The sequence below is a fragment of the Reichenbachiella sp. MALMAid0571 genome, assembly GCF_040151475.1.
Lineage (GTDB): Bacteria > Bacteroidota > Bacteroidia > Cytophagales > Cyclobacteriaceae > CAXBNB01.
In genome coordinates this window covers 107,923-132,875 of sequence record NZ_JBDKWG010000122.1, presented here as the reverse complement: position 1 = coordinate 132,875, position 24,953 = coordinate 107,923, and the positions used below count along the sequence as shown (strand labels likewise).

At 38.0% G+C, this 24,953-nt stretch carries 21 protein-coding genes and 1 pseudogene; 10 read left to right on the top strand and 12 right to left on the bottom strand.

Annotated features, from left to right (window positions below; all coding sequences use genetic code 11):
- Positions 1–40 precede the first annotated feature (40 nt).
- Complete coding sequence (locus AAOP42_RS09670) at positions 41–1,243, bottom strand: tetratricopeptide repeat protein (protein WP_349528292.1); 1,203 nt, start codon at positions 1,241–1,243, stop codon at positions 41–43.
- Positions 1,244–1,532: 289 nt separating this feature from the next.
- Here AAOP42_RS09670 and tyrS point away from each other — a divergent pair, with 289 nt between their 5' ends.
- The 3 genes from tyrS to AAOP42_RS09655 all read left to right on the top strand — a co-directional run bounded on the left by tyrS (position 1,533) and on the right by AAOP42_RS09655 (position 5,622).
- Positions 1,533–2,819, top strand: a complete 1,287-nt coding sequence (tyrS, locus tag AAOP42_RS09665; protein WP_349528291.1) for a tyrosine--tRNA ligase — start codon at positions 1,533–1,535, stop codon at positions 2,817–2,819.
- Positions 2,820–3,007: 188 nt separating this feature from the next.
- Positions 3,008–5,236, top strand: a complete 2,229-nt coding sequence (locus AAOP42_RS09660; RefSeq protein WP_349528290.1) for a thioredoxin domain-containing protein — start codon at positions 3,008–3,010, stop codon at positions 5,234–5,236.
- Positions 5,237–5,454: 218 nt separating this feature from the next.
- Entirely contained in the window at positions 5,455–5,622 is a 168-nt protein-coding gene (locus AAOP42_RS09655; protein WP_349528289.1) for a hypothetical protein, read from the top strand.
- A 62-nt stretch (positions 5,623–5,684) separates the two neighbouring features.
- Here the strand turns inward: AAOP42_RS09655 and AAOP42_RS09650 are convergent, their stop codons facing one another.
- From AAOP42_RS09650 to AAOP42_RS09640, 3 genes are all read right to left on the bottom strand, one after another.
- Entirely contained in the window at positions 5,685–6,122 is a 438-nt protein-coding gene (locus AAOP42_RS09650; RefSeq protein WP_349528288.1) for a hypothetical protein, read from the bottom strand.
- 118 nt (positions 6,123–6,240) lie between these two features.
- Positions 6,241–6,687: a hypothetical protein gene (locus AAOP42_RS09645; protein WP_349528287.1), complete on the bottom strand. Its 447-nt coding sequence runs from the start codon at positions 6,685–6,687 to the stop codon at positions 6,241–6,243.
- 122 nt (positions 6,688–6,809) lie between these two features.
- Positions 6,810–10,280, bottom strand: coding sequence for a DUF8818 domain-containing protein (locus AAOP42_RS09640; RefSeq protein WP_349528286.1), 3,471 nt, complete (start codon positions 10,278–10,280; stop codon positions 6,810–6,812).
- A 453-nt stretch (positions 10,281–10,733) separates the two neighbouring features.
- Between AAOP42_RS09640 and AAOP42_RS09635 the strand changes: the two genes are divergently transcribed.
- Positions 10,734–11,513 carry a tRNA pseudouridine synthase A gene (locus AAOP42_RS09635; protein ID WP_349528285.1) on the top strand — a complete coding sequence of 260 codons (780 nt, stop codon included), beginning with the start codon at positions 10,734–10,736 and terminating at the stop codon, positions 11,511–11,513.
- A 79-nt stretch (positions 11,514–11,592) separates the two neighbouring features.
- Here the strand turns inward: AAOP42_RS09635 and AAOP42_RS09630 are convergent, their stop codons facing one another.
- On the bottom strand, positions 11,593–11,784 hold the full coding sequence (locus AAOP42_RS09630) for a hypothetical protein (RefSeq protein WP_349528284.1): 192 nt from the start codon (positions 11,782–11,784) through the stop codon (positions 11,593–11,595).
- A 416-nt stretch (positions 11,785–12,200) separates the two neighbouring features.
- Between AAOP42_RS09630 and AAOP42_RS09625 the strand changes: the two are divergent.
- The 5 genes and pseudogenes from AAOP42_RS09625 to AAOP42_RS09605 all read left to right on the top strand — a co-directional run.
- Positions 12,201–12,353, top strand: a pseudogene (locus AAOP42_RS09625) (helix-turn-helix domain-containing protein); the annotation flags it as partial.
- Between the two features lie 99 nt (positions 12,354–12,452).
- Positions 12,453–12,875 (top strand): hypothetical protein, encoded by a 423-nt coding sequence (locus tag AAOP42_RS09620; RefSeq protein ID WP_349528312.1) that lies wholly within the window; start codon positions 12,453–12,455, stop codon positions 12,873–12,875.
- A 133-nt stretch (positions 12,876–13,008) separates the two neighbouring features.
- Positions 13,009–13,338 (top strand): antibiotic biosynthesis monooxygenase family protein, encoded by a 330-nt coding sequence (locus tag AAOP42_RS09615; protein ID WP_349528283.1) that lies wholly within the window; start codon positions 13,009–13,011, stop codon positions 13,336–13,338.
- Complete coding sequence (locus AAOP42_RS09610; RefSeq protein WP_349528282.1) at positions 13,339–14,433, top strand: serine hydrolase domain-containing protein; 1,095 nt, start codon at positions 13,339–13,341, stop codon at positions 14,431–14,433.
- Positions 14,434–14,654: 221 nt separating this feature from the next.
- Entirely contained in the window at positions 14,655–15,038 is a 384-nt protein-coding gene (locus AAOP42_RS09605; protein ID WP_349528281.1) for a hypothetical protein, read from the top strand.
- 169 nt (positions 15,039–15,207) lie between these two features.
- Here the strand turns inward: AAOP42_RS09605 and AAOP42_RS09600 are convergent, their stop codons facing one another.
- From AAOP42_RS09600 to AAOP42_RS09575, 6 genes are all read right to left on the bottom strand, one after another.
- On the bottom strand, positions 15,208–15,552 hold the full coding sequence (locus AAOP42_RS09600) for a T9SS type A sorting domain-containing protein (protein WP_349528280.1): 345 nt from the start codon (positions 15,550–15,552) through the stop codon (positions 15,208–15,210).
- Positions 15,553–15,782: 230 nt separating this feature from the next.
- On the bottom strand, positions 15,783–17,048 hold the full coding sequence (locus AAOP42_RS09595; protein ID WP_349528279.1) for a hypothetical protein: 1,266 nt from the start codon (positions 17,046–17,048) through the stop codon (positions 15,783–15,785).
- Positions 17,049–17,068: 20 nt separating this feature from the next.
- Positions 17,069–17,629, bottom strand: a complete 561-nt coding sequence (locus AAOP42_RS09590) for a YceI family protein (protein ID WP_349528278.1) — start codon at positions 17,627–17,629, stop codon at positions 17,069–17,071.
- A gap of 295 nt (positions 17,630–17,924) precedes the next feature.
- The gene (locus tag AAOP42_RS09585; RefSeq protein WP_349528277.1) at positions 17,925–18,491 is read right to left on the bottom strand and encodes a DUF3109 family protein; all 567 of its coding nucleotides are present in this window, start codon (positions 18,489–18,491) and stop codon (positions 17,925–17,927) included.
- A 14-nt stretch (positions 18,492–18,505) separates the two neighbouring features.
- A complete protein-coding gene (locus AAOP42_RS09580) occupies positions 18,506–19,753 on the bottom strand; it encodes an MFS transporter (protein ID WP_349528276.1) in 1,248 nt (415 codons plus the stop codon).
- A gap of 36 nt (positions 19,754–19,789) precedes the next feature.
- Positions 19,790–22,828 (bottom strand): sensor histidine kinase, encoded by a 3,039-nt coding sequence (locus tag AAOP42_RS09575; protein ID WP_349528275.1) that lies wholly within the window; start codon positions 22,826–22,828, stop codon positions 19,790–19,792.
- A 301-nt stretch (positions 22,829–23,129) separates the two neighbouring features.
- Between AAOP42_RS09575 and AAOP42_RS09570 the strand changes: the two genes are divergently transcribed.
- Positions 23,130–23,573: a DUF6428 family protein gene (locus AAOP42_RS09570; RefSeq protein WP_349528274.1), complete on the top strand. Its 444-nt coding sequence runs from the start codon at positions 23,130–23,132 to the stop codon at positions 23,571–23,573.
- A gap of 74 nt (positions 23,574–23,647) precedes the next feature.
- Here the strand turns inward: AAOP42_RS09570 and AAOP42_RS09565 are convergent, their stop codons facing one another.
- On the bottom strand, positions 23,648–24,907 hold the full coding sequence (locus tag AAOP42_RS09565; protein WP_349528273.1) for a replication-associated recombination protein A: 1,260 nt from the start codon (positions 24,905–24,907) through the stop codon (positions 23,648–23,650).
- Positions 24,908–24,953: the final 46 nt, after the last annotated feature.

Here is a 24,953-nt window from a genome sequence, read left to right as displayed (position 1 = left end):
GATAATAAGTTTTAAATAGAAACCGGAAATTTGATTTTGACTATTTACAAGCTTCTTCTTTTGGTTTTGCTGCCTTTTTTTCTCCCATATTCAGTGCTAAAGTCAGATCCTTGCATGCCTGGTCTTTATTTCCTAGCTGCAATTCTGCAATACCTTTGTTGTAATGCACCTGAGCATCTGCCCCGGCTGTCGCAAGGTAAAATTCGTAGTATTTGATTCCTTCTTCATAAGCTTTGAGTGTCTGGTAAGCATTGCCTATCAAAAAGTAATTTCTGATCAAAGACTTATCCAGGGCAATGGATTTGTCAAAATCTCTTATAGCAGATTTCGTCTGTTTGAGCTTTAATTTTACAATGCCTCGGTTCATCAGGTCATCCGCATTTTTTGGCATCCAAAACAAAGCCGAATCATAGTACAGTAAAGCCTTTTTGTACTCACCGGATAGAAATTTTTCGTAAGCCATTTGTGAAAAAATTACAGAAGATTCATTGTCGGCATAGAGCTCCTTTTTGAGTCCATCTCGTTCTTTTTCAGTTGAAATTTTGGATAGGTTATAAATGGCGGGCTTGAATCCTGGTTTTATCTCAAGTGCCGAAATAAAATCTGCTTTTGCTATGACGGTATCTTGCAAAGATAACTTAAGCAAACCCCGGTTGACGAAATAATTGGGGTCGTTACTGTTTTCTTTAATCGCATTTTCAAAGTCTAGCAGTGCTTTGTCTGTTTCATTCAATTGGACGTAGGAAAGAGCCCTGGCATTGAATACATCACTTTTCATTTGATTCATGGTAGTGATACCCGAAAAGGTGGCCAGACCACCTTCATTCTGTTGCACTCCTTTGAAAATGATTCCTTTGGTTACTTTGAACTGTTCTCCCTCCAATAGAAGTGTAAAGTCAGCGATTGCCGCTTTATAATTTTTTTGTTGGTGATAGATCAATCCTCTTTTGAAATAAGAACTGGGGTATTCTGGATCAATCAGGATAACTGTTTCATAATCAGCCAAAGCCGCAACAGGATTTCCGGACGACTCCCTCGACTCTGCCCTCGCGAGGTAGTAATCGACATTTCTCACATTCAGACTGATGGCACTGTCGTAGTATTTGATAGATTTTTCGAATTCTCTTTTTTGTTGAAAGCGCAAGCCAAGATTGTAATAGTCAGTCGCTTTTTTGTACTGTTCTATCCGATTGGAAAAAGTTTGGGGAGAAGTTTGTGAAAAGCAATTCGTATCTAAGCACACTAGAAAACACCATGATAGTAATATTGGAAAGAAACGTTTCATTGTATTGTCGGGTGGCTCACAACTATTGTAAACGCATTTAAAAACAAAAACCACCTTACCGCACTCCTGACTGCCGTCAGGAATCTGGGGATAGCAAGAATTTTTAAATGCTTATGTATTAGGCTCACAAGAGATTTTAGTTTAAAATTAGTGAATATTCTGCTTAGATTTTATCTGTGTATTTTTCAACCCATTTGTGTTTTATCCTTCTATCTTTGTGCGTCAAAAAAACAAGAAATTAAGAAGAATGGTTAAGGATTTTGTAGAAGAGCTAAAATGGAGAGGCATGATACACGACATCATGCCCGGTGCACAGGATCAATTGAATAAAGAAATGACTGCTGGCTATATTGGTTTTGACCCAACGGCAGATTCTCTACATATTGGCAGTCTGGTGCAAATAATGACACTGGTTCATTTTCAGCGGTCAGGGCACAAGCCATTTGCTTTGGTGGGCGGTGCTACCGGAATGGTGGGTGATCCATCGGGGAAATCTGCTGAGAGAAACCTACTGTCGGAGGATATTTTGAACCATAATGTGGCTTGCGTTCACAATCAGTTGGCGAAATTTCTGGATTTTGATTGTGGAGAGAATTCTGCTGAGATGGTGAACAATTACGATTGGTTCAAGGACTTCAGCTTCCTTGATTTTATACGGGATGTTGGCAAGCACATCACTGTTAACTATATGATGGCCAAAGATTCTGTCAAAACGAGGTTGGAGACGGGTCTTTCTTTTACCGAGTTTAGCTACCAACTGGTGCAGGGTTATGATTTTTACTGGCTCAATAAAAACAAAGGTTGCAAGATCCAATTGGGTGGATCTGATCAATGGGGAAACATAGTGACGGGAACAGAACTGATCAGAAGAAAGGGTGACGGAGAAGCATGGGCGATTACTACTCCTTTGATCAAAAAAGCAGACGGTACCAAGTTTGGAAAAACCGAAGGTGGAAATGTATGGTTGGATAAAAAACGGACTTCACCTTATAAATTTTACCAATACTGGTTGAATTCATCTGATGAGGATGCTAAAAATTACATCAGGATTTTTACATTATTGGAGAAAGATACTATTGAAGGTCTTGAAAAAGAGCACGATGAAGCACCTCACAATAGGGTACTACAGAAGGCATTGGCTGAGGATGTCACGGTAAGGGTTCATTCCAGGGAAGATTATGAAATGGCAGTAAAGGCCTCAGGTATTTTGTTTGGAAAATCAACCACTGAAGATTTAGAATCCCTGGATGAAGATACTTTGTTGTCTGTATTTGAAGGAGTTCCGATGACTTCTATTTCGAAAGATGTTTACCAATCGACAGAGAATGTTACGGATTTACTTGCCGATGCATCTGACAACCTGATTTTCCCTTCGAAAGGAGAAGCGAGAAGAATGATCAAAGGTGGTGGAGTGAGCATTAATAAAACGAAGTTGTCGTCTGCTGAACAAGCAGCAGATTTTAAGTTGCTCCAAAACAAGTATCTTTTGGCTCAGAAGGGCAAGAAGAACTATTATTTGATTGTCGTGGAGTAAATAGAACAAAAGCATTTAAAAGTTTACTATCCCCAGATTTATTCTGGGGTCTCTTAGGGTTGACTATAACTCCAAGAGATACCGCAACAACTTGCCTGACGGCAGTCAGGAGTGCGGTAAGGAGGGTTGCTTTTAAATGCGGTTGTTCTAGCAAGGTTGCTAGTTACACTTTATTTAAAGAAATAAAGTTGCTTTTAGCCCGGATAGAGGCTTTGTTTGAGCCCGATGTTGGAGGAGGTGTTGGCAGGCGAGTGCCGATAGCCGGAGGAATGCTACATAAGAGCTGGAGTGAATTTGCTCCAAAAACAAAATATGCTATGACTGTAAAAACAAAATTGATGGGGCTGTGTACGGTATTCATGCTTTTGCTGGCATGTACACCCAACCAAGGACAGGAAAAGGCAAATGCACTTATCAATGAGAGTAGCCCTTATTTGCTGCAGCATGCTTACAATCCTGTAAACTGGAATCCCTGGGGAGAAGTGGCTCTGAAACAGGCAAAAAAAGAAGACAAGTTGATGATTATAAGTATTGGCTATGCTGCTTGCCACTGGTGTCATGTGATGGAACACGAGTCGTTTGAAGATTCTCTTATTGCCGTAAAAATGAACAGCAATTACGTGTCGATAAAAGTGGATCGGGAGGAGCGTCCGGATATCGATGCGATATACATGAATGCAGCACAACTGATGAATGGTAGTGGTGGATGGCCGCTCAATATTATTGCTTTGTCTGATGGCCGTCCGGTCTTTGCAGGCACTTATTTCCCCAGAGACAAGTGGGAGAAGGTGTTGGATTATTTTGCTGACCTCTATGTGACAGATAAACAGAAAATGGTGACTCAGGCTGAGCAGCTTACTGAAGGGATCAGCCAGGTTGAGATGCCCGTGTTTAATGAATCAGGTTCAAGTTTTAGCCAAACAACTTTTGAAGCTTTATTCGCAAAAGCAGTATCGGATATAGACATGAAGTATGGTGGAAGAGAGGGTGCCCCAAAGTTTCCTATGCCATCTATTTACGAATTTTTGCTTACCTACGATTATTTCAAGACGAATGACCAGGCCAAAGAAATACTTAAAGTGACTTTGGATAATATGGCTTTTGGTGGTATTTATGATCAGGCTGGTGGTGGTTTTGCCCGCTATTCTACGGACAAAACCTGGACTGTTCCCCACTTTGAAAAAATGCTTTATGACAATGCACAGCTCGTGAGTTTGTACAGTCATGCTTATCAATATTATCAGAATCCGGAATATGCCCGGATTGTAAAAGAAACCCTAACTTTTGTAGAAAGGGAATTGATGGATAAGACTGGTACTGGTGGCTTTTACTCGTCGTTGGATGCGGATAGTGAAGGGGAAGAGGGGAAATTCTATGTGTGGACAGAGGCAGAAATAGACGCTGTGTTAGGGGAAGACTCAAAAGTCTTTAAAGCCTATTATGGTGTAAGCCATAAAGGAAATTTCGAAGAGAAGAATATTTTGACGAAAGTAATGTCAGTTCAGGAGATGGCTGAGAAATTTAAGTTGGCTGAGAAAGATGCTCTAACAATTATCAATAAGGGCAAAAAACAACTGATGGACATTCGTGCCAAAAGAGTCAGGCCTCCATTGGATGACAAAGTGTTGACTTCATGGAATGGGTTAATGATCACAGGTTATCTGGATGCTTATTTCGCACTGGGTGATGAAAATTACCTGGACAAAGCTGTGAAATGTGGTAATTTTCTATTGAAGAATCAAATACAAAAATCGGGTAAAATCAACCGGAATTACAAAGACGGAAAGTCTTCAATCAGTGGTTTTTTGGATGATTATAGCCATACGATTTTGGCTTTTGTGAAACTCTATGAGGCGACATTCGATGAAAGCTGGCTTTATAAAGCGAAGGAATTAAAAGAATATGTAGTGCAACATTTTGGAGATGAAGAAACAAAAATGTTTTTCTACACATCAGATGAAGATCCAGAACTTATCGCCAGAAAAATGGAATTGACTGACAATGTAATTCCTGGTTCTAACTCTTCCATGGCACATGCCTTGTTTTTACTCGGACAATACTTTTTCAATGAAGAAGACATAGCCCGTGCCAATCAGATGTTTGCCAATGTAGAGGCAGACGTGATAGAAAGTCCATATTTCTATAGCAACTGGGCCAGGCTTTACAGCCTGATGGGCAACCGCCATTTTGAAGTAGCCGTTGTTGGCCCGGATGTGCAGCAAAAAAAGCTTACATTGGCAGCTAAATACATTCCCAACAAGATATTGATGGGAGGAAAAAATGAAGGTACACTTGAACTCTTGGAAGGAAAGCTCAGCAAAGGCAATACGATGATTTATGTGTGTGAAAACAAGTCTTGCCAACTGCCCGTCACAGAAGCCACTCAGGCGATCGGGCAGATGGGAGTGGGGGATTGATAGTGGCTTTCAGCCTTCAAGTCTAGTTTGGTAGGTGGAAGTAAATAATTTTTCAGTCAACCTGCTTATATTTGATTTACATGAAGATGAGGATTGGTTCCTAAGAATTGGAATCGGTTCATTTATGTTTTTAGATAATAGTATAGAACAAGTTCTTTGGGTATGAAGAATAGTTCTTTTGCCTTGTGTATATTGTTTAATGCTTAAATAGATCAGTTATGAGTAAATTGTTATGGAATAAAGATATTGATCCGGAAACCGAAGATAGAAAGGCATTCTTAAAACTATCATATTCGGAAAGATGGAGCTACATGATGGCTCTGATACTATCAAATCATCCAACAAAAAAACCAACCAACCACAAGAAAATCATAAAATGGCCATAAAAAAACCACTTTGTGAACAACGCAAAGTGGTTTTAGTAATTTATCTATAGGTAGTTATTGCATTAGAAGCTAAATACTACTCCTGCTCCAATTACAATTTGGTCAGCATACTTGGCCTGTAAGTTTAATTTCATAGCATCACTTAAGTCTAAATCGTATCCTACACCTAGGGCTATTTTAGAATCTGAAGCAGAGCCACCATCTCCAGACACTCTCAAGATATCGATTCCGACTAAACCGTAAAGTGCCTCTTGAAAATAATACCTGCCATCTAAATTGATGGATGAAAATTTTAGACCAAAAAAGTCTTTGAAAAAATAGGAATAACTTGGTGCAAAAGCTACTTTGTCAACTACAAAGTATTGAACACCTAAGTTGAGTCCAACTTCTGTATCATCACCATAAACAAGACCGGCCTGTCCTCTAAAAGTTCCCTGATCTTGAGCATACGCTCCAGCAGTCAATAATACAGCTACGATTACTAATGCTAATTTTTTCATAATGTTAAGGTTTTAGATTTGTATAAAAACTAACGTGAAGTTAAATACTTGACATGGAAATACAATGAACTTTAATAAGTATTATTTATTCTGCTAATATTTATATTAATCCATCCTGTTACTTAAAAGTGTAAATCACTCCACCTTGCATTTCCAAAGTTCCGTCACCTGGTGTGGTATATTTTACCTGCAGGCCTAATGACAATTGGTTTTGAATAGGAATAACATACCCGACACCTAAATTCACTCCGCTGGATCCGAAACCAGCTGCCGAAACCGAAGCAAATCCAGCAAGTGCGTACAAGTCATAATTTTTGTCAACAAAATAATAACGGCCGTCAACGTTGAAGCCATTTACACTTGGAGATCCGAAAATATTGGAATAACTGGGCGCAACACTTATCTGGTCTGTAAAGAAATATTCACCTCCGAAATTCACGCCGAAATGGGCATTGTCAAAGTTTAACAACATAGAACCGGAAGCCCTGAATTCACCTTCGGTTTGAGCTGAAAGGTTGGAAATAAGTAAAAACGAAAACACGGACAATACTGCAATTTTCTTCATGTGATTAGTAATTAAATGATGTGTAAAAACTACGTTGATGGTAACAAAATTAACATTTCTATTATCTTTCAACGGATCAGACAAAGAAAAATTATTCTTATTAAAGTTGTACAATCTTCATATTAAAACAGCGCAGTGACCTGCATTCTACCCTGATGAATTACCCGTTGTTCTATAGATTTTCGTCCGTCATAGCTTAGAGACACTTGTAGCCCATTGGATAGTTTTTGACGGTAACTAAAATTCCAGATAAAATTACTGCCGGGTCGAAGTGCTTCAAGCAACTCATAACCTGCGGGACTGTTCTCTTCTCCTGAAAAATCTATGCTTGTGAATTTAAAAGATCCATCCATTGTACTTTTCAGGGCTTTGTTCCACCTGACAGCCATCAGTAGCGAAGTGATTTTGGAAAATTCCTGTTGCACTTCAGAATTGATGTTTTCTTTCCTTTTGTATTCGGTTTTTCCGGTCACCCTGAACTTAGAAGTAGGCTGCCAAACCAATTGCGGTGCTACCGTATGGATAGATATGACATAATTTTTTCCCTGAAAAAAGTCTGACAGGTTTTCTTTTTCACCCTTTAACCCACTAACCAGAACACTTAATTCACTTGTGATTTGCTTGCGTCCATTGATCGTCCATTCATGTTGATTACGGGAGTCTATGCCGCTGGAGATAAGTTGCTTGGAATGCGCAGCAAAATATCCCAGATCGAATCCAAATCCCGGGTTTGATCTGTTGTAAAAAAGGGTGTTTCTGATCGCATCTTTTACAAAAATGAGATCTTCGTCTTCGGTGTTTAACTGGAAGGGATTGAACCTGCTGTTCAATGAATTGTCTGTATTTTTTTTATTGATATTAATTGATGATCTGCTGGAAAACCTGCTAATAATCTCTCTGATTCCTCCAGCATTTTTCCATTTCTTAGGCATAGTGGCACTCAGGTTCAGGTTAAACAAGTTGTTGAAAGCGGAAATAAAATTATCTGTAGGAACATACAGTTTGATGTAGTTTCGTTCGTCAAAATTGATTGACTCAAAAAACTCATATACGTCCTGGATACCATCTTCGTTCAGGTCTCTCCAGGTGTGTGTGCCTTCTCCCGACACCACCGGAACAAATATAAATTCCCTTAATATTTCTCTGCTACTCGAAGTGGCATAAGACATTTCACTTCTCACGTGATTGTCTAAAAATGCACCATTCCAGTTGATTTTTCCTAATACTGTTTCTTCGTTGGGATTGTCGGCAAAACTTCCAAGGTATTTCAAGGTTCGATAGGTAAAAGTCAGATCCAGGTGATTCGACTTTCCGATATCTGAATTGAAATTAGCTCTGGTTGTATTGGTGGAGGTGAAATCATCCATAATTCCACTTACCGGCTGATGGTCTTTTCGTTGAATGTATTCTACCCTGAATTTAGATTTCAGGGTGTCATTATTTTGCAGGTAAAACTGATGAGATATATAATTCATTGCTGAACTGATTACCGAATCTGTTTCTGTCCTTTTCAATTCATTTTGATCCAGTTCATAGCGGTAGCCCGGAACAATAAAATATTTGTTTAGTGCGATTTCTCCATGTGCCTTTTTCCAGTTTGATTGATTGAGCAACTTTTTATTGTTCAATAAAGATCCTCCTGATGATACTTGCAGATGGTTCAGCCTTTTGTTTAATGTGACCTGCTGTTGTAAGCCATTGATGTAATCTCCTCGATTTCTTCTGGAAATCCTGTATGCCAGCTTATTCTCCCTATTCTTTTCTATCGTAGAACTAAAATTGAATATGTTATCCGCCGAATTGGTACTTTCCTCTTTGGGATCAAAACTCCAATCCCGATCGTATTCAATGTAGCGAAACCGATCAATGGCATTGAAGTTTTTACCATCATGTTCGAAATCAATGGAAGAAGATAATTTGTAGTCATTCAGAAAGTTTATTGGTTTTTTATTGACCTCAAAGCCAGATTTAATCGCCATGCCAGAATTATCTTCATTTCCTATATCAGAAAATAAATTGAGGTCATGATTGGAAATGGCCAGCTCAGAATACACTTTGCTGTAAGGAGAAAGTGCTACCTCTGCTCCAATTGTTGTCATTTGTTTTTTGTTGGGGGCAGGCACAAACAATACGGCAGCATAGTTGCCTTGAGATTCACCATTCTCAGGGGAAACCCACTCGAAAACACGGCCATTCACAGTATTGGACAGTAGGTTGTAGTCGCCTTTTCCAAAACCCACATTGGAGAAGGTAACACGATACAACATTTGGCTGGAGTCTCTTGAAAACACAAATATGGATTGTCCGGTACCGTCAAGATTTACGGTATCTGATTTTTTATATAGAATGGTGTTCTCATTGAATTCTGTCTCAGATTCACCCGCTATTTCTATGGGAAGATTTTCTTCTCCGGCAAGACTCATCGCCAGTTTGTCTTCATCGGCCAACTCAAAAGCTAGAGGATTATTTTTACTGTCTTTTTCCTGGTAATGATTGAAAGTGAAAGCTGTTTTTCCAAACTGGAAGCTATGATTTGTACTGATTATGGATCGGCTGTAGTTTTGATCGGAATACTCGTAAGTGGCTCGGATTCTTGAGAATCGGGTAATCAAAACCGATGGGTTGAAAGTAATTTCTCCGAGGTTGTAGTCGATTACATAATCCTGATTGTAGCCCCGTTCGAGACGCTGACCGTCCAAATATATATTTTCAGAGTTGGCAAGGACTATGACAAATTGCTCGCCATTTGGCCCACGAAGTTTATATGGGCCTTGCACGCCTTCTTGTACAGTAATGGTAATGTCAGCAAATTGTCCTTTGGCAGCCGAAACTGTTGCGGAGGATTTACCCATACCACTTTTTCCAACTGCATAATTTAGGTTGATTTGTCCGCCCTGTACGTTTTTATAGTATTTCAGAAAATAGGAATCAGCATCATTTTTCAACACAATATCACCAGCTCTCAATGAAATGGTCTCATTGTACACCTCGATGGACACATTGTCAAATTCGCGTAACTGCTGGGTATTTCCTTCTGGTTGAAATGGAATATTTTGGTCTGTAATATTTGCTCTGATGTTGAGATTATCGGTGAGTTTTCCTTCCATTTGGAAATTAAGGGAAGAGGTGACACCCAAACTTCTGGAATTTCCAAATGATACTCCACGACTCAGGCTCCCGGATTTATAGATCCCTTCGGTAGAAAAGAGTTCTTCCTTTTGCATGTAGGATCTTTCATTGCTTTTTGCCTGTTTGAATGGAGCGAGAGAATCATATTCGGCATAGGTACGGTGTTGATATACTTTTGAGAAATAATCAGGATAAGTCCTATAGCAGACAAACAATGAATCGGGTAAATCCTCGGATGTGAACTGCAAAGCTGAAGTGTTTATATCAAATGCATACGCTACATTCTGCTGTTGAAATTCAATGGTTTCCGGTGACACGAGTAAGGAATCCAGAATTAGGATTTTGGAATTTGTATTGACCCATTTGCAATGCAGGTTGGTTTCCTGAGCGTAAAGCTGAAAAAACGGACATGCTATGACACAGCCAATGACCATTGCAATCCACCAAACCTTTGTTTTACTCATTAAAAATCATGTCTGTTACCCTTGAGAATTAAACACGTAAATTCCTAAGATAATTCTTATTTCAAAGATAGGCATATTGTGCAATGAAATGATTCGATGATTGGGGTTGTCTTAGACCTGCCAGGTTTCAAGCCAAACAGTACAGGAAAACTACAGTCAACATCTGGATTTTCGGGTATAAACCTTGCAGGTCTGCTTTATGGAATGCCTGCCTTCGCAGGCATGACGAATACTGAGGGAGAGTCGTCACCTCTGCGGAGGCAGAGGTCTCATAAAAACAAGACTATCATAGACCTGTCAGGTTTCATTCCAAAGGGATATAGAAATTACCATCAATGTCTGGGTTTTCGAGTATAAACCTGACAGGTCTGAATATTCGAACACAAGTAGAAGCCAAAATGTTCTTATAGTAGGGCTCCATGCTATAATTTTGTAGAGGATTAAATTTCTCCTTTGAAAAACTACTACTACCTTATTGAATTTCAATACCTCGGATTTCGCTATCACGGTTGGCAGAAGCAACCAGAGCTGAAGACTGTGCAAGGAATGGTAGAAAAGACTGTGAATTATGTTTTGGGGTACAATACATTCAAAACTCTGAGTGCCAGTCGCACGGATGCCATGGTATCGGCCAATCAATCTGCCTTTGAATTGTTTTTGCGTGAGCCAATCGATGCTGACCGGATGCTGGAGGATTTGAATATCAACCTGCCACCGGACATCAGGGCACTGTCTATACAGGAAGTTGATCAGAAGTTCAATATCATCCAGCATGCCAAGGAAAAAGAATACCTGTATCTGTTTTCATTCGGTCAAAAAAATCATCCGTTTTGTGCTCCATTTATGACTTATGTTTCAGACAATCTGAATATCAATCTAATGAAAGAAGGTGCTAAAATATTTGAGGGAACGCATGATTTCAGGCGATACTGTTACAAGCCTACCGAATTCACAAAGTATAACAGGAGTATTCTTGTCAGTGAAATTGTACCAAACGACCTATATACTGCTAGTTTTTTTCCTTCAGAAAGTTTCATTTACCGGGTAAAAGGGAGTGGGTTTATGCGCCACCAAATCAGGATCATGATGGAGACCTTATTCAGACTGGGCAAAGGAGAACTTTCGTTGGAAGAGATCAGGGAATCATTGACAGGATCGACCAGCGAACTGATGAATGGTGTCGCTCCGTCATCGGGGTTGATGCTGCATGGTGTTCATTTTGATAAAGATTGAAACTCTTTTCTATGAGGACAAAGAAAGGTTCTGACCGTTACGATCAGAACCCCACAAACTATTCAAATGTACAAACTATCTATTCTAACACCTTATGTATCTCTGCCGGATGATTAACCAAAGCCTTCAAAAACTTTTCTTCCGGGAGGTTGGTCATTTTTGACCTCATATCCACCTCTGATTTTGTCAAGGTTTCTTCAAACAGGATCAAGCCCTTCTCATCATGGTATTCGACCTGATAAAGGTCATCCTGAAGCTTTTTTAAATCCATCCGTATCATGTTCTCCTTTTCTGTATTGGTTAATCTCAAACAATTATACGCTGTTCCGGCTGTGAATGAAACAAAATTCGGTGAGTGACTACAAGAATCCGACGAATGAAAAAGATACAATCATTAGTTGCTGGCTTAACTAGAGATTCTATTTAAGATGATGAAAAATAATATAGGAAGCTTATGACTAAGCATTATTTCTCAATAGTGTATGGTAAATAAAAGGAAATATTCACTTATTTTGGAAGGTGGGCACAACGCACAGTGTGTTATACTCAATTGTTGTTGGTGGTAATAGGCGCAACGCAAAAAATCTTCTAATTTTAAATGTCGGGTGAATGTCGGGTAAAATTCCTGATTTGTCCTTGCTGTAGGCTCGATTGTGCTTTTTCATTGTCATGTCATTTAAATAGGAAATGGATTTTAAAACGAAGTTGATTGAGGAAAGAAAAGCTAAAGGATTAACTCAGGAAGAGTTGGCTATAAAATGTAATGTTACGGCACGAACAATTCAGAGAATTGAATCTGGACAAGTTCAGCCGAGAACGCATACCATAAGGTCAATTTCTGGGATTCTTGACTTTGATTTTTTTAGCGCAACTGAACATCCGAACAACCATTCCATTTTTTGGCACATTAAAGATTTGTTCAATTTAAAAACACAAAAAATGAAAAAGATTTCAATTCTAGGGCTAATTGCCATTGCGCTTCTCATGGGAGCATTTCAATTTGTATCTGAACTCTCCATCCATCCTAAAGAACTCAAACATGGACTATCTATTGCTTTTGACCGAGACGGTTCAACCAAGCGAATAGATGCTGTTTTTTCAAACGTTTTAACTTTCGATAGTCTGGTGAACATGAAAAGCACATTGAATGAACTAGGCATTACTTTAACCTATGAAAGTATGCGTTTTGATCCAGATGGTCAACTTACTCAAATCGAATGTGAAGTGAACTGTAAAGACGGAATGAGTGGAGGATTTGCAGCTGACTCGTTGACGATAGAAAAATGGACTGGATTTTATCGGGATTATTCTCATAACGCAAAGACAGCATTCTGCGCAGGGCCATGTGCCGGGAGAAAGTGACTACCGCCAACAAACACTATCATCCATAAGCTTACCGAGCTATTTGCAAAGGATATTTGAACTGGCTACTTTTATAGATATTTGATAAGTCGAGCTTACGGGTGATAGTTGGTCGTTGACCTGTTATAAAAAAATGAAACAAATAAGTGTAATCAATTCTATAGAAGTGCCAGAAGGGTATGAGGATGATGCTATAAAAATCAGGGATGTATATATAGAATATTTTAAAACCAAAACAGGGTTTGTCAGTTCTACTTTTTACCGCTCTATCAACAGTGAAAACAAATTCAATTTTGTAAACATCGTTGTTTGGGAATCCTATGATGCTTTTCAGGCAGTGGTGAACAGTGGCTTTGAAAACGAGGAAGGACTGAATGCAGATGCCATGAAAGTATTGGGCAAAGGGTTTCCACACCCGATCAAAGTATCTCCCGGTCAATTTGAAATTATAAGGAATGACTGAATGAACGGTAAAGCCATTATAACAATTTTTATTGTGCTGATAAGTACGCTTACTTATGGACAGCAGGCATATCAGTATTCCCAACCCACGCAGCTTCAGGATGGGTGGGAAACTGGTAGCCTTCAATCATTGGAGGTTGACTCTACATTGATTTATGCATTGTTTAACAAACTGCAAATTGAAGAGCATAAGGTTCACAGTGTTTTGTTGGTGAAGCATGGTAAAATCATCATTGAAGAGTATTTTGGTGGAAATTCGGTCGAAGTGTCACATGATCTTCGGTCTGTTACCAAAAGTATTATTTCCATATTAATGGGAATAGCTATTGACAAAGGATTTGTTGGAAGTGTGGATGATCCCATATCAAAATATATTGAGAAGCCTGGACCAAATAAAAACCTAGACGATAGAAAAAAGTCCATCACAATCAAACACTTGCTGACAATGTCCACTGGACTTGATTGCAATGATTGGGACAAGAAATCAAAAGGACAGGAAGATAAAATATATAAGAAAGACGACTGGCTGCAATATTTTATGGATTTGCCATTGGTCAACGAACCCGGAGCGGTTTCAAATTATTGTACCATGTGTGCTGTGATGACTGCAGAAATCATAAGCCGAACTTCTGGAATGACCATCGACGAATTTGCTAAACAATATTTATTCATTCCATTGGGGATTACCACTGTGAATTGGGGACACACCTCCAATAAAGTCGTGATGCCTTCAGGCAAGAGGCTGTATATGACTGCTCGTGATATGGCTAAAATTGGTCAGCTACTGTTGAATAATGGAACTTGGAATGAGGAACAAATTGTACCTGATGAATGGTTGAGGCAATCTACTACGTCCAGAACAAAAATTACTGGAATGGACTATGGCTACCTATGGTGGATTATTCCATTTAAGGTTAACGATAAAACGATTAAAGCTTATGCTGCTACTGGCAATGGAGGGCAGTATATAATGGTTTTTCCTGAATCGGATATGGTGGCTGTGTTTACTGGTGGGGCTTACAACTCACAAGATGACAAACTGCCTTTTGCTATTGTAAAGGATATTTTCTTTCCGACGTTTTTGGGTGAAAAATGATATAGCAGTACTTTTTTGCAAAAGTTACGAATCTTAGTAAACCTAGATTTACAAAAAAAACATTAGCTTTATCTGGATCAGATAGCTATAAATCCAGTAAGATGAATACTAATCAATTTGAGACAGAACACTTCCGGTTTATTGGAGATGAGCTGCACCTCCTTCGCAGTAGATACCCTTATCAAAAAATTAACTTCCGAGACATATCTAAAATATCTATAATGAAAGGAATCAGGGTTAAGCGACCATTGTTAGTTTTTGTATTCGGACTAATTTTGATTTCTATTTCTCTTTATGTGATCTTAATTACTTCGGGTTTTTTAGAAGTAATATTAACCACAAATTTTGAAGGAGATTCTTTTAGTGCTTACAAAACATTTAGCTACTTCTTATTGATGGGTGGATTTCTTATTGCGATTGGAGGAGTGGCAATTTTTCAGGCTACTTATCCAATTTGGATTATGAGAGCAGAATTTACAGACGGTACTCACCATGTTTTTGGCTTACAGAAGCTATTTGAGGTTAACGAAGTATTCACGTTTATTAGGTTTCTACGTGAAAACTTTACACTCATTAAGCTAGAAATCGATGATAGAATCGCTTGACAGGATTAGGGGATAAAAAAAGTCCCGACATCAAGTCGGGACCACACTATTTAACTATACAAATAATCAGTTCTTGCTTGAACAATATCGGCCAACCTATTTTGGAGTTAATTCATTTAGAAAAAGATTTGCCTTAATGGATTGTGGTCAACCGAAATTGTTTGAGGGATTATTTCACCTCAACAGTTCTTTTCATCAGATAGATGTCATTGGACACTTCAAAAGAATACATTCCGGCAGGAACGGCAGTCATATCAAATTTTTTCAATACGCTGGTCTTGTTCAATACCTTCTCTTCGTGAAGTTTCGTTCCATATTGGTCGTATATTGCTATTTTAACTTTTTCTTCTCGTAATTTCTGGAACTTCATGGATACCCACTTATTTTCAAGTGGTGTTACTTTTACATTTAAGTAAGGGCTACTCACTGTCTCTTTTTTTCTTTCAGCGAAGGACAGGGTGGAGATCAAAAGCAATCCTGCTATTAATCCTCTTTTTACTAATGTTGTGTTCATAATTGTAATTTTTTGATTTTGATAATAATTACAATACAAGGTTACGCAAGGAGTGGATTGCCGAAAACTGAAAATCGGTGAGTTGTCAATTTGGAGGAGTGGACTTAAGAATATTTTGGCTGATTGGAAATGGTATTTTGGAATAGGATTCGAAAAACGAATGACATGAATATAAAAAAAGGATGAAGCCTATGGTTTCATCCTTTTTAGGATAGATGGTATGTAATCTCTTAGAATGAAATGGCTGCCTCCAGCATAATGCCATTGAACTCAGCTCCTTGGAATTTACTTCCATCCCATCCATCGTCAGTATAAGTTTGTTTGACGTACTCCAGTTTGGTGAGCACATTTTTGGTCATAAACCAACCGCCACCTATGTTGATGCGAGTTGTTTTGCTGTCTGTAGCAGTGTCCGTACTTTTACCGCTTACGGTGTTGAACCTGCCGCCGATATATGCTCTTTCGTCAGTGCCAAATCGATACAATGCTTCAGCACCCAGCTGGGTAAATGACCCACCTATATCACTGTTTCCATTAGCGGTTTTTTCAAAAATACCGAAGAATTCAAACCCACTTGCTTTTACAAAAGGATTGATTTGAAATGCTGTCTGACTAGAAAAGCCCGGGTTAAACCTTGGCAAGAAATCACTTGGGCTAGAATCGTTCACACCTTCCAGTACATTGTAATATCTTGCCCCTGCTCTGTCACCACCATACAAGTAGTCTCTGGTACTTTTAGAAGAGCTATTGTAAAATGATCCTGTAATTCTGAACCTTACCTCATCAGTAGCATAATTGTCATAGCCAAGTTTTCCATAGAGTACAAAACCATTATCCCCTGGGAGTGGACTTTGATTTAGCCTGCCATTAGATACACCAAGCAGTGCAATTAACCCGTTGTTTCTTACCAGTACCTCCATGAAAGGTTCAGTAGTAAATGCATCCATAATATAGTTGCCGACAAAAGGATTGTAAATGGTATTGGCATTGTCTGACCTGCGGAAATGAGCATCACCATAGTTGATTTCGTCCATCCCTGCCTTTATAGTTGTTTTTTCCATCAAACCACTTAAGAAACCTTCTTTGATAAAGTCTAAATTATCCATTTGTAAATACCCGCCTTTCACATAGGCTTCAGTATGGTGCCTTGAAGAAAGATAGGTTCTTAGAAACATTCTAACACCTTGAGCTAATTGTACGTCAAAATTCAGATTGGCAGAAGGCAAAGTGAAATTTCTCTGAAGGTCAACCAGATCATCTCCTACACCGTCATTTGACTGATGCAATCCCTGAAACTGAAGGGCAAAATCTCCACCAAACCGTACCCTGAGCTGATCAAATTCTACATCGGACTTTGGAGCTTCAAATACATTTACTCCTCTTTGGTCATTGTACCTGTAATTTGCGATTTCAGGCTGTTGAGCATACACCATTCCTGTCAATAGAACTGCTAAAGCAGAAATGATAATTTTAAAACTATTTAATACACTTTTCATCTTATTATTAATTTAGGTTATTACTTATTTGACACAAATTTCAATTCAAAATCTATGGTTACTTCATCTCCGGTTTTCAAAGTACCAAACATTGCTACCGGTGGTTCTATGCCATATTCACTCATAACTATTTTCATCGAACCGGTAAACTCAGGAACTCCCTGCACCACTTTGTAACCGACATTAGCTGTTATCATTTTTGATGCTCCTGCCATTTCCATTTTTCCTTTGCAGATTATTTGATTGTCCTTAATACTGGTTTCTGTAGAGCTGAATTTTATCACTGGATATTTTGATTCTTTTAAGGCATCCATTGTTTTTCCGTCCATTATAGATTTGCCACTTTCTATGGATTTCACCATCACTTTGATTAGAATATCTTCCGCATTTGTGATTTGATTTCCTTCTATGGTAAATAATCCACTTCCCTGAAAATCCGTTGCTTCTGACTCCCAGTCATGTAAGGAAGAGGTACCTTTTATAGTGATATTACTGGTTTTTAAATCAATTTTATGATTGGCTTGACCAAATAAAAATGAAGAATAGAAAAAAGCGATTATTCCAAATATTATACATCTCATGACTTATTTGTTTGTTGTTTTTACGAGTGTAAAATTAGATTGGGGATCATAAGGGAGTTATGATGGATATCAACTTCGGGTTTGATTTGCATCACCAAAAGTGTATGATGAAGTTCACCAGAAATAATGACGATTGTTGTCAACTAATTGGAGTATGGGGATAGAGCAAGAGAAGTGCTATTTTTGACCTGTTCTCTTTCTATTGTAAAAAAGCGAAACCACAAGCAATAGGTTGAGCAATATAAAAAAACTGTTTGTCCGGGTTTGGAGAAAACCTGGTCAATAATAAATAGTGTTAGCTTTTTTCTGAAATTTGATCTTCCAGTTGTTGGTACCAGTCTTTACCGTATTTTCGGATGAGAGGCTCTTTGAGGAATTTATATACGGCAACTTTTAGCTTTTCCCCAAGAGTACAAGCTGCTGCACAAATGTCCCACCGATCGTAGTTTAATGCATCGTAATGGTCGTATTTTGTAATACGAATGGGATAAAGATGGCAGGATATTGGTTTTTTGAAATCAGTTTTTCCGTCGTTATGGGCTTGTTCGATGGCGCATTGCAACATACCACTTTGATCGTAAACGGCGAAAGCACATTCCTTGCCACCTATAGTAGTGGTGGAGTAGTCTCCTTCTTCATCCAGCAGATAAGCTCCATTTTTTTCAATTGCTGCTAACCCTTCAGCCGAAAGATAGGGTTTGACTGCTTTCAGACTGTCATTTACCAAGGCTAACTCGCTTTCCTCCAAAGGAGCTCCCAGGTCACCTTCTACACAGCACGCACCTTTACATTTGTCCAGATCACAAACAAATTGTTTTTCTTTGATGTCATCAGACAAAACGGCGTTTCCAACAATGATCATGATAATTTGACTGTTTATTCTTTTCCAGATGAGATGGTTTTATTTTTCACCAAAGGGTTGGCCCAAAAACCGATGGCAAAAATATAGCCTACTGTCAGATAAAGAACCATCATGCCTACTTTAAGTGAAAAGAAGTCGCTGATACCTCCGATGATTAATGGTACGAAAGCTCCTCCGACTATACCTGTAACTAAAATACCGGAAAATGAACCATGGTGCATTTTTATGGAGTTTAATGCAAGAGAGAAGATCACTCCCCACATTACCGACAGGAAGAACCCCATGAGTGGAAAAGCAAACAAGGCGATATCAGCATTGCCAAACAGAGCAAAAGTGAGCGTGACTATAGCTGCACCTGAAAACAGAATTAATACTTTTCTACTATCCATTATTTTCAATAGAATCAGCCCAAGCAAGCAACCTGCTGTCAGCAAGCCCCAAAAAAGAGAAACTGCCTGTGCTCCTTCCTGTAGGGGATCCATACCATGGTATTGATACAAAAATTGAGAAACCCAGTTGGCTACTCCCTGTTCTGAACCTACGTAAGAAAATATGCCAAAGAAATATAGTATGACGTATTTATCTTTGAGTAGCAATTTATAGGTTTCTTTTCTCCCGGCTTTCTCGTCTTCCTGAAGTTCTACTTCGGGATATTTGGAAAAATAAACAATCACTACCATTGCCAATGCTATAACAGCAAAGAGCCAGTAGAGAGAAACCCAAGGCAAATTTGCAGGTACATTATTGGATAAAAACTCGATGAAAAAGCCTTTGTCTGTAGAAACCTCTTTTATGGATTTTACCAGATAAGTATAGGTATAGGGACTAAGATAAGATGCAAAGCCGAAGACCAATTGAACGAGTACAGAGTAAAAAGCAAAATGTTCTTCTCCAGCTGATACCCTAAGCAATGGATTGACTGCTACCTGTAATGCTGCCATACCCGATCCAATAATAAAAAGAGACAAACTAGCTGCTATGTAATTTGGGAATAGTGCAAAAATGGAGGAGCCAATGAATACCAAAAGGAAAGAACCTACCAAAATGGGACGTTCATGATATTTTTCTAATAAGAAACCTGATGGAATAGACATGACACCATAAGCTATAAAAAATGAAAAGGCAAGAAAACCGGCCAATGTTCCACTTATATTAAACCCTGAAATCACATCGGGAATAATTGTTCCCAGAATATTTGTAATATAAGATATTACAAAAAACACCAACATTATCAGTCCAATCAGAAAGTATCTGTGATTCATATTTATACCTTTTGGTTACTTATTTTGAAAAATGTATTATTTGTTAAGATTTGGAAGTGAAATCCTGAAGGTAGTACCTTCACCCAATTTAGACTTCATTTTAATTTTACCTCCCAGTTTGTCTACGGTTTCTTTTACTATGTATAGCCCCAATCCCGATCCTTTACTCTTATCATTTGCCCGGTAAAACATCTCAAACACTTTATTTTTTTCTACTTCTGATATACCAATACCATTGTCTTCTATTGTGATTTCCATCGGTGATTTGCTGGTGTCTATCAGTACCTTCACATATGGATTTTTATCATTGGAATAGAGTATGGCATTGGTGATGAGATTGCTTAAGATCATTTTGATTCTTAACATGTCGCCTGAAATAATATTGTCTCCTATTACTTCAATTTCTGATTTCAAAGTAGCTGCGTGATCTAAATATTTCAGATTAGCAAATATTTCAGAGGCAAGTTCTTTAATATTAAACATGACAGATTTGACTTCTGCATTCTTATTTCTTGAAAAGTCGATGATGTCGCTAATAAAGTGATCCATTTTGTTCATACACCCCTCTATCAAATCGATATACTCATTTTTTACTTCCGAAGATGATTCCATTCGGGCAATATTTATCAGACTTATGGTAGAGGCCAATGGGGCTCTCAAATCATGAGAAGTACTATAGACAAATCGGTCTAATTCAGTATTGATTTTTGCCAGAGCCTGATTTCTGGCTGTAATATCCCTGATTCTCCATTTGTATATCAATCCCAGAATAAGTGTAATAAACAGTGCGCAAATGAGATAAAACCATACTGTTTTATAAAAAAATGGAGTTACAAAAAATGATAAATTTGCTCCCTGTTCATTCCATATACCGCTGCTATTGGTTCCTCTTACTTTGAAGGTGTAGTTGCCATAGGGTAAGTTGGTATATTCTACTGATCTGTTGTGTACAGGTCCAATCCAGTCTTTGTCAAACCCCTCTAATTTGTATTTGAAAGTTACTTTAGCTGGTGAAAGGTAGCTCAGAGCTGTGAAATCGAACGTATATCTAAGTGCTCCTGGTGCTATTTTAAGCGGACTGTTATTTACATTTAGAGGATTATCATCCACTTTTAGTGAGGTAATATATACCTCGGGGATTGTCTCATTTGTAAGGTTAATTGAAGGGTCAACTACAGCAACTCCCTGAAAAGTAGGAATATATATCTTTCCGGTTTCCGTATCCAAAAATGAACGGGTAGCCCCTGTACATTCATTGTTCAGCATGCCTTCATTGTTGTCGTACAAGTCATATTTGATGAAAGAGAGTTCTCCGTTGAGTTGTTTTTCTATGTCTGATTTTTCTATTCTCAGAATTCCAAAATTTGAGGTTAACCAGTATCCTCCAATCGTGTCATCAATCAGGTCAAAAAATGTTTTTGGGTTAGCATCTGAACCTATTTGGATGTTAGTAAACTCCCCGTCAATGAAATAATACAACCCTATGTTGGTGCATAGTAAATAACCATTATTTTCATCTATGTGGGTGTTGAAGATTAGAATACCGGAATCATCATTTTGAAAATGAAAAGTAGAAACAGAATCTTTTTCATCTATTGTACTTAAACCTCCGGCATTTGTCCCTATCACAATATTTCCTTTCAAATCCTCTTCAATTGAAAGAATATAGTTTGAGCTCAGTCCATTGGACTTGTCATATATGGTACTTCCCGATTTTTCATCAAAATCAACCAATCCTCCGGTTCTTGTTCCGATCCAAATTCGTTCTTTGGAGTCTTGAAAAATTCTTCTGACTTCACTGGAAGGAAGACCATTATCAATATCATATTTTTTCTTGACACCATTTTCAATTTTTAAAACACCACTGTAGTTTACTACCCATTGTCTCTTTTTAGAATCAAATAAAAAATCTCTTATTCCTTTGCCTTCCATATCAATGTCATAATTCAATTGAGTGATATTTCCGCTGTTCAATAAGTTGATTTCACCATTATCAGTTCCAATATATAATGTGCCGTCATTTTTTCCTATAATATTGATTTTGTCAGAAGTAAGGCCATCCAATGTGGAAATCGTAGTAATCTTACCGATTCGGAATCTTACCAATCCGGCTTTTTTGGTACTTACCCACAGACTACCTTCTTTATCAAAAGTCAATCCTGATACTTGTCTGGCAGGAAGTCCGTCATCCTCTGAAAACAATTCAAAAATTTTAGATTTGGCATTCCACCTTGCTACTCCCTCTTCAGTTGCCAGCCAAATGGTGCCATAGTCATCTATTTTAATCTGATTAACATCTAATCCATCAAAAGCATCAATTTTTAGTATTTTATTGTGCTCAATAATATTGACCCCATCTAGAGTAGCCACATAAATGTTGTCATTGTTGTCAATTTGAAGGTGATTGACAACATTACTAATCAAACCTGATTCTTTGTTATATTCTATTATTGTCTGCTGAGAGGAAATCTTATACAGCCCTTTTCCGTCAGTCGCTACCCATATGTTACCCTGCGAATCAGATATGATATTGTTTATTGTGATCTCGGGAATTTCGGAGACCTTTTGAGGATCGCCTTTTCCCTTTTTATAATACAAACCACTATTTTTAGTTCCAATCCACAATTCATCTTTGTCTGAACGAAACATTGTGATAATAGCTTTCGGAATAATGTTATTACCATTAAATGAAAATGCAACATTGTTGTGCATACCTACAATGCCACTACGCTCAGTGGTAAACCAGAGGGAATCCTTTTCAAACTCGAAAATGCGATAAAAGGAATTGGAATTTAAAAAAGGGATATTAAGTACTGTATATGATTCGAAATTAACGCCATCAAATCTCTGTAAACCATTGTGGCCTGTGACCCAAATAAAGCCATTTTGAGATTGATATACTGAAGTAAGGTTGCTGGACAGTAGTCCGTTTTTATTGGTCCACTGATCCATAATCATTTGATTCAAAGAAAGATTTGGATCAAAGCCTGTTCTCCGATCATCAGACCAACCGTCATAGCTACAAAACAACAGCAGGAATGCTGAAAAAGAGTATGTATGAAATTTTGCTGTCATTTTTCTATTTACAACACTAATATAGACTTAAAAATAAGATCATTCTATTTTATGCATGCTAAAAGAGTAGATACCAGCCTTATTTATCTTTTGTTGAAATCCAAGTTGGAATATTCTTAGAATGAATTTTGTTATTGGTGATTTTATGTTCATTCCTTGTTAGATACTGAGAAGTTTTTTATAAAAAAGCACACATAGTGAAACCATTAATCGTAATATTACGATTAATGGTAGTATTGATTGAAATTCAATACCACTGGTAACCTACAATAATCAAATATTTAAATTAAAACAAGCTGTTATGAAAACACAAGAATTCACCACACTATTAGAAAATCATTCCACATCGAGGTTACAATTTGAAATAGAGAAAGGTAAATTTATATTGCCTACGTATCACATCACAGAAATCAAAAATGCGACTGTTAATTCTGTTGATTGTGGTGGAAACCCTGATACCTATAATCAGACCATTGTTCAACTTCTGATTAACCCGAATGAAAAAATAAGAAAGCCATGGACATCTCAAAAGGCATTGTCAATTTTCGAAAAAGTGCATTCGAAATCTCCTATCAAATCTGACGCAGAAATATTTTTTGAATATGGTGATTCTACTATTCGTACTTCTCATTTTAGTATCAGAAATGTAGAAGAACATGATGGAACCATTAATGTTCAACTATTTGTGAAGCCAACGGTATGCAAACCCAGTTTGACTTATAAGGGAGAACGTGCTTGTTGTTAACTTAACGAACCTTTTTCAGTCCAACTGATAAAGGTTCTACTTTTGTTAACAATTGGATAGAATATCAGAGTTGGTCAATATCCATACTTATCCTTCCATTGACTTCTAAGCTTATTTCTCATATCTTCTTCCCTGGGATTTTTACCCGGCTCATAGAGTTTTGTCCCTTTGATTTCCTTTGGTAAAAATTCTGCAGCTACAAAATTTCCTGCATGGTCGTGTGCATATTGATATCCTTTGCCATAGCCCATATCCTTCATCAGTTTTGTGGGGGAGTTTCTTAGTTCAAGGGGTACAGGCAGGTCACCTGTTTCTTTTACAATATGTTGTGCCTTATTGATTGCCATATAACTGGCATTGCTTTTGGCGGAACAGGCAAGGTATATAACGCATTGTGACAATATGATCCGGGCTTCCGGATAGCCAATGACGTTGACAGCCTGAAAGGCATTGTTTGCTATAACCAGTGCCGTGGGATTGGCATTACCAATATCTTCTGAAGCTAGTATCAACATTCTTCTGGCAATAAATTTTACATCTTCGCCACCTTCTATCATTCTTGCCAGATAATATACTGCGGCATTGGGATCACTTCCTCTGATGGACTTGATAAAGGCAGAAATGATATCATAGTGCATTTCCCCTTTTTTGTCGTAGATGGCAGTTTTTCTTTGTGCCACTTCTGTCACCTGAACATCAGTTATTTTTATTTTTACATCCGAAGATGATTCAATCGTCATCTCCACGAGGTTCAGGAATTTCCTTGCATCTCCACCGGAGAGTTTCAGCAAAGCACCGGTTTCCTCTATTTTCACCTTCTTCTTTGACAACACAGCATCCTTTTTTAATGCTATATTCAAGAGTTCCAAAAGATTTTCCTCAGATAACGGTTTTAAAGTATAAACCTGACATCTGGATAAGAGTGCTGAATTGACTTCAAAACTTGGATTCTCGGTAGTAGCACCTATAAGTATGATGTAACCCTTTTCTACAGCACCTAACAATGCATCTTGTTGAGACTTGTTAAACCTGTGTATTTCATCAATGAACAAAATAGATTTAGTCCCCATCTTTGCCCGTTGGATCACGTCCCTCACATCTTTTACACCAGCACTGATAGCACTTAGTGTATAAAATGGAAGTTTGGCTTCATTGGCTATGATATTAGCAATAGTTGTTTTACCAACTCCGGGAGGTCCCCAAAAAATCAAAGAAGGAACAGCACCAGATTTTAGTGCTCGTGTCAATATTCCTTTTAAATGCTCTTGCCCTACCATCTCTGCTAATGAGGAAGGTCTCAATCGTTCGGCTAATGGATGTGCATTTTGAAGCATTGAGAAATAGAATTAAAAGGTGGAAAATTACAACCAATATTAAGCT

Excerpts from the sequence above, each read along its gene's own strand:
- AAOP42_RS09585 (WP_349528277.1), bottom strand. The coding sequence starts at position 18,491 with ATGATCATTGTTGGAAACGCCGTTTTGTCTGATGACATCAAAGAAAAA.
- AAOP42_RS09565 (WP_349528273.1), bottom strand. The coding sequence starts at position 24,907 with ATGCTTCAAAATGCACATCCATTAGCCGAACGATTGAGACCTTCCTCA.
- AAOP42_RS09575 (WP_349528275.1), bottom strand. The coding sequence starts at position 22,828 with ATGACAGCAAAATTTCATACATACTCTTTTTCAGCATTCCTGCTGTTG.
- tyrS (WP_349528291.1), top strand. The coding sequence starts at position 1,533 with ATGGTTAAGGATTTTGTAGAAGAGCTAAAATGGAGAGGCATGATACAC.
- AAOP42_RS09600 (WP_349528280.1), bottom strand. The coding sequence starts at position 15,552 with ATGAACACAACATTAGTAAAAAGAGGATTAATAGCAGGATTGCTTTTG.
- AAOP42_RS09655 (WP_349528289.1), top strand. The coding sequence starts at position 5,455 with ATGAGTAAATTGTTATGGAATAAAGATATTGATCCGGAAACCGAAGAT.
- AAOP42_RS09615 (WP_349528283.1), top strand. The coding sequence starts at position 13,009 with ATGAAACAAATAAGTGTAATCAATTCTATAGAAGTGCCAGAAGGGTAT.
- AAOP42_RS09590 (WP_349528278.1), bottom strand. The coding sequence starts at position 17,629 with ATGAGATGTATAATATTTGGAATAATCGCTTTTTTCTATTCTTCATTT.
- AAOP42_RS09620 (WP_349528312.1), top strand. The coding sequence starts at position 12,453 with ATGAAAAAGATTTCAATTCTAGGGCTAATTGCCATTGCGCTTCTCATG.
- AAOP42_RS09640 (WP_349528286.1), bottom strand. The coding sequence starts at position 10,280 with ATGAGTAAAACAAAGGTTTGGTGGATTGCAATGGTCATTGGCTGTGTC.
- AAOP42_RS09595 (WP_349528279.1), bottom strand. The coding sequence starts at position 17,048 with ATGAAAAGTGTATTAAATAGTTTTAAAATTATCATTTCTGCTTTAGCA.
- AAOP42_RS09570 (WP_349528274.1), top strand. The coding sequence starts at position 23,130 with ATGAAAACACAAGAATTCACCACACTATTAGAAAATCATTCCACATCG.
- AAOP42_RS09580 (WP_349528276.1), bottom strand. The coding sequence starts at position 19,753 with ATGAATCACAGATACTTTCTGATTGGACTGATAATGTTGGTGTTTTTT.
- AAOP42_RS09650 (WP_349528288.1), bottom strand. The coding sequence starts at position 6,122 with ATGAAAAAATTAGCATTAGTAATCGTAGCTGTATTATTGACTGCTGGA.
- AAOP42_RS09645 (WP_349528287.1), bottom strand. The coding sequence starts at position 6,687 with ATGAAGAAAATTGCAGTATTGTCCGTGTTTTCGTTTTTACTTATTTCC.
- AAOP42_RS09610 (WP_349528282.1), top strand. The coding sequence starts at position 13,339 with ATGAACGGTAAAGCCATTATAACAATTTTTATTGTGCTGATAAGTACG.
- AAOP42_RS09630 (WP_349528284.1), bottom strand. The coding sequence starts at position 11,784 with ATGGATTTAAAAAAGCTTCAGGATGACCTTTATCAGGTCGAATACCAT.
- AAOP42_RS09605 (WP_349528281.1), top strand. The coding sequence starts at position 14,655 with ATGAAAGGAATCAGGGTTAAGCGACCATTGTTAGTTTTTGTATTCGGA.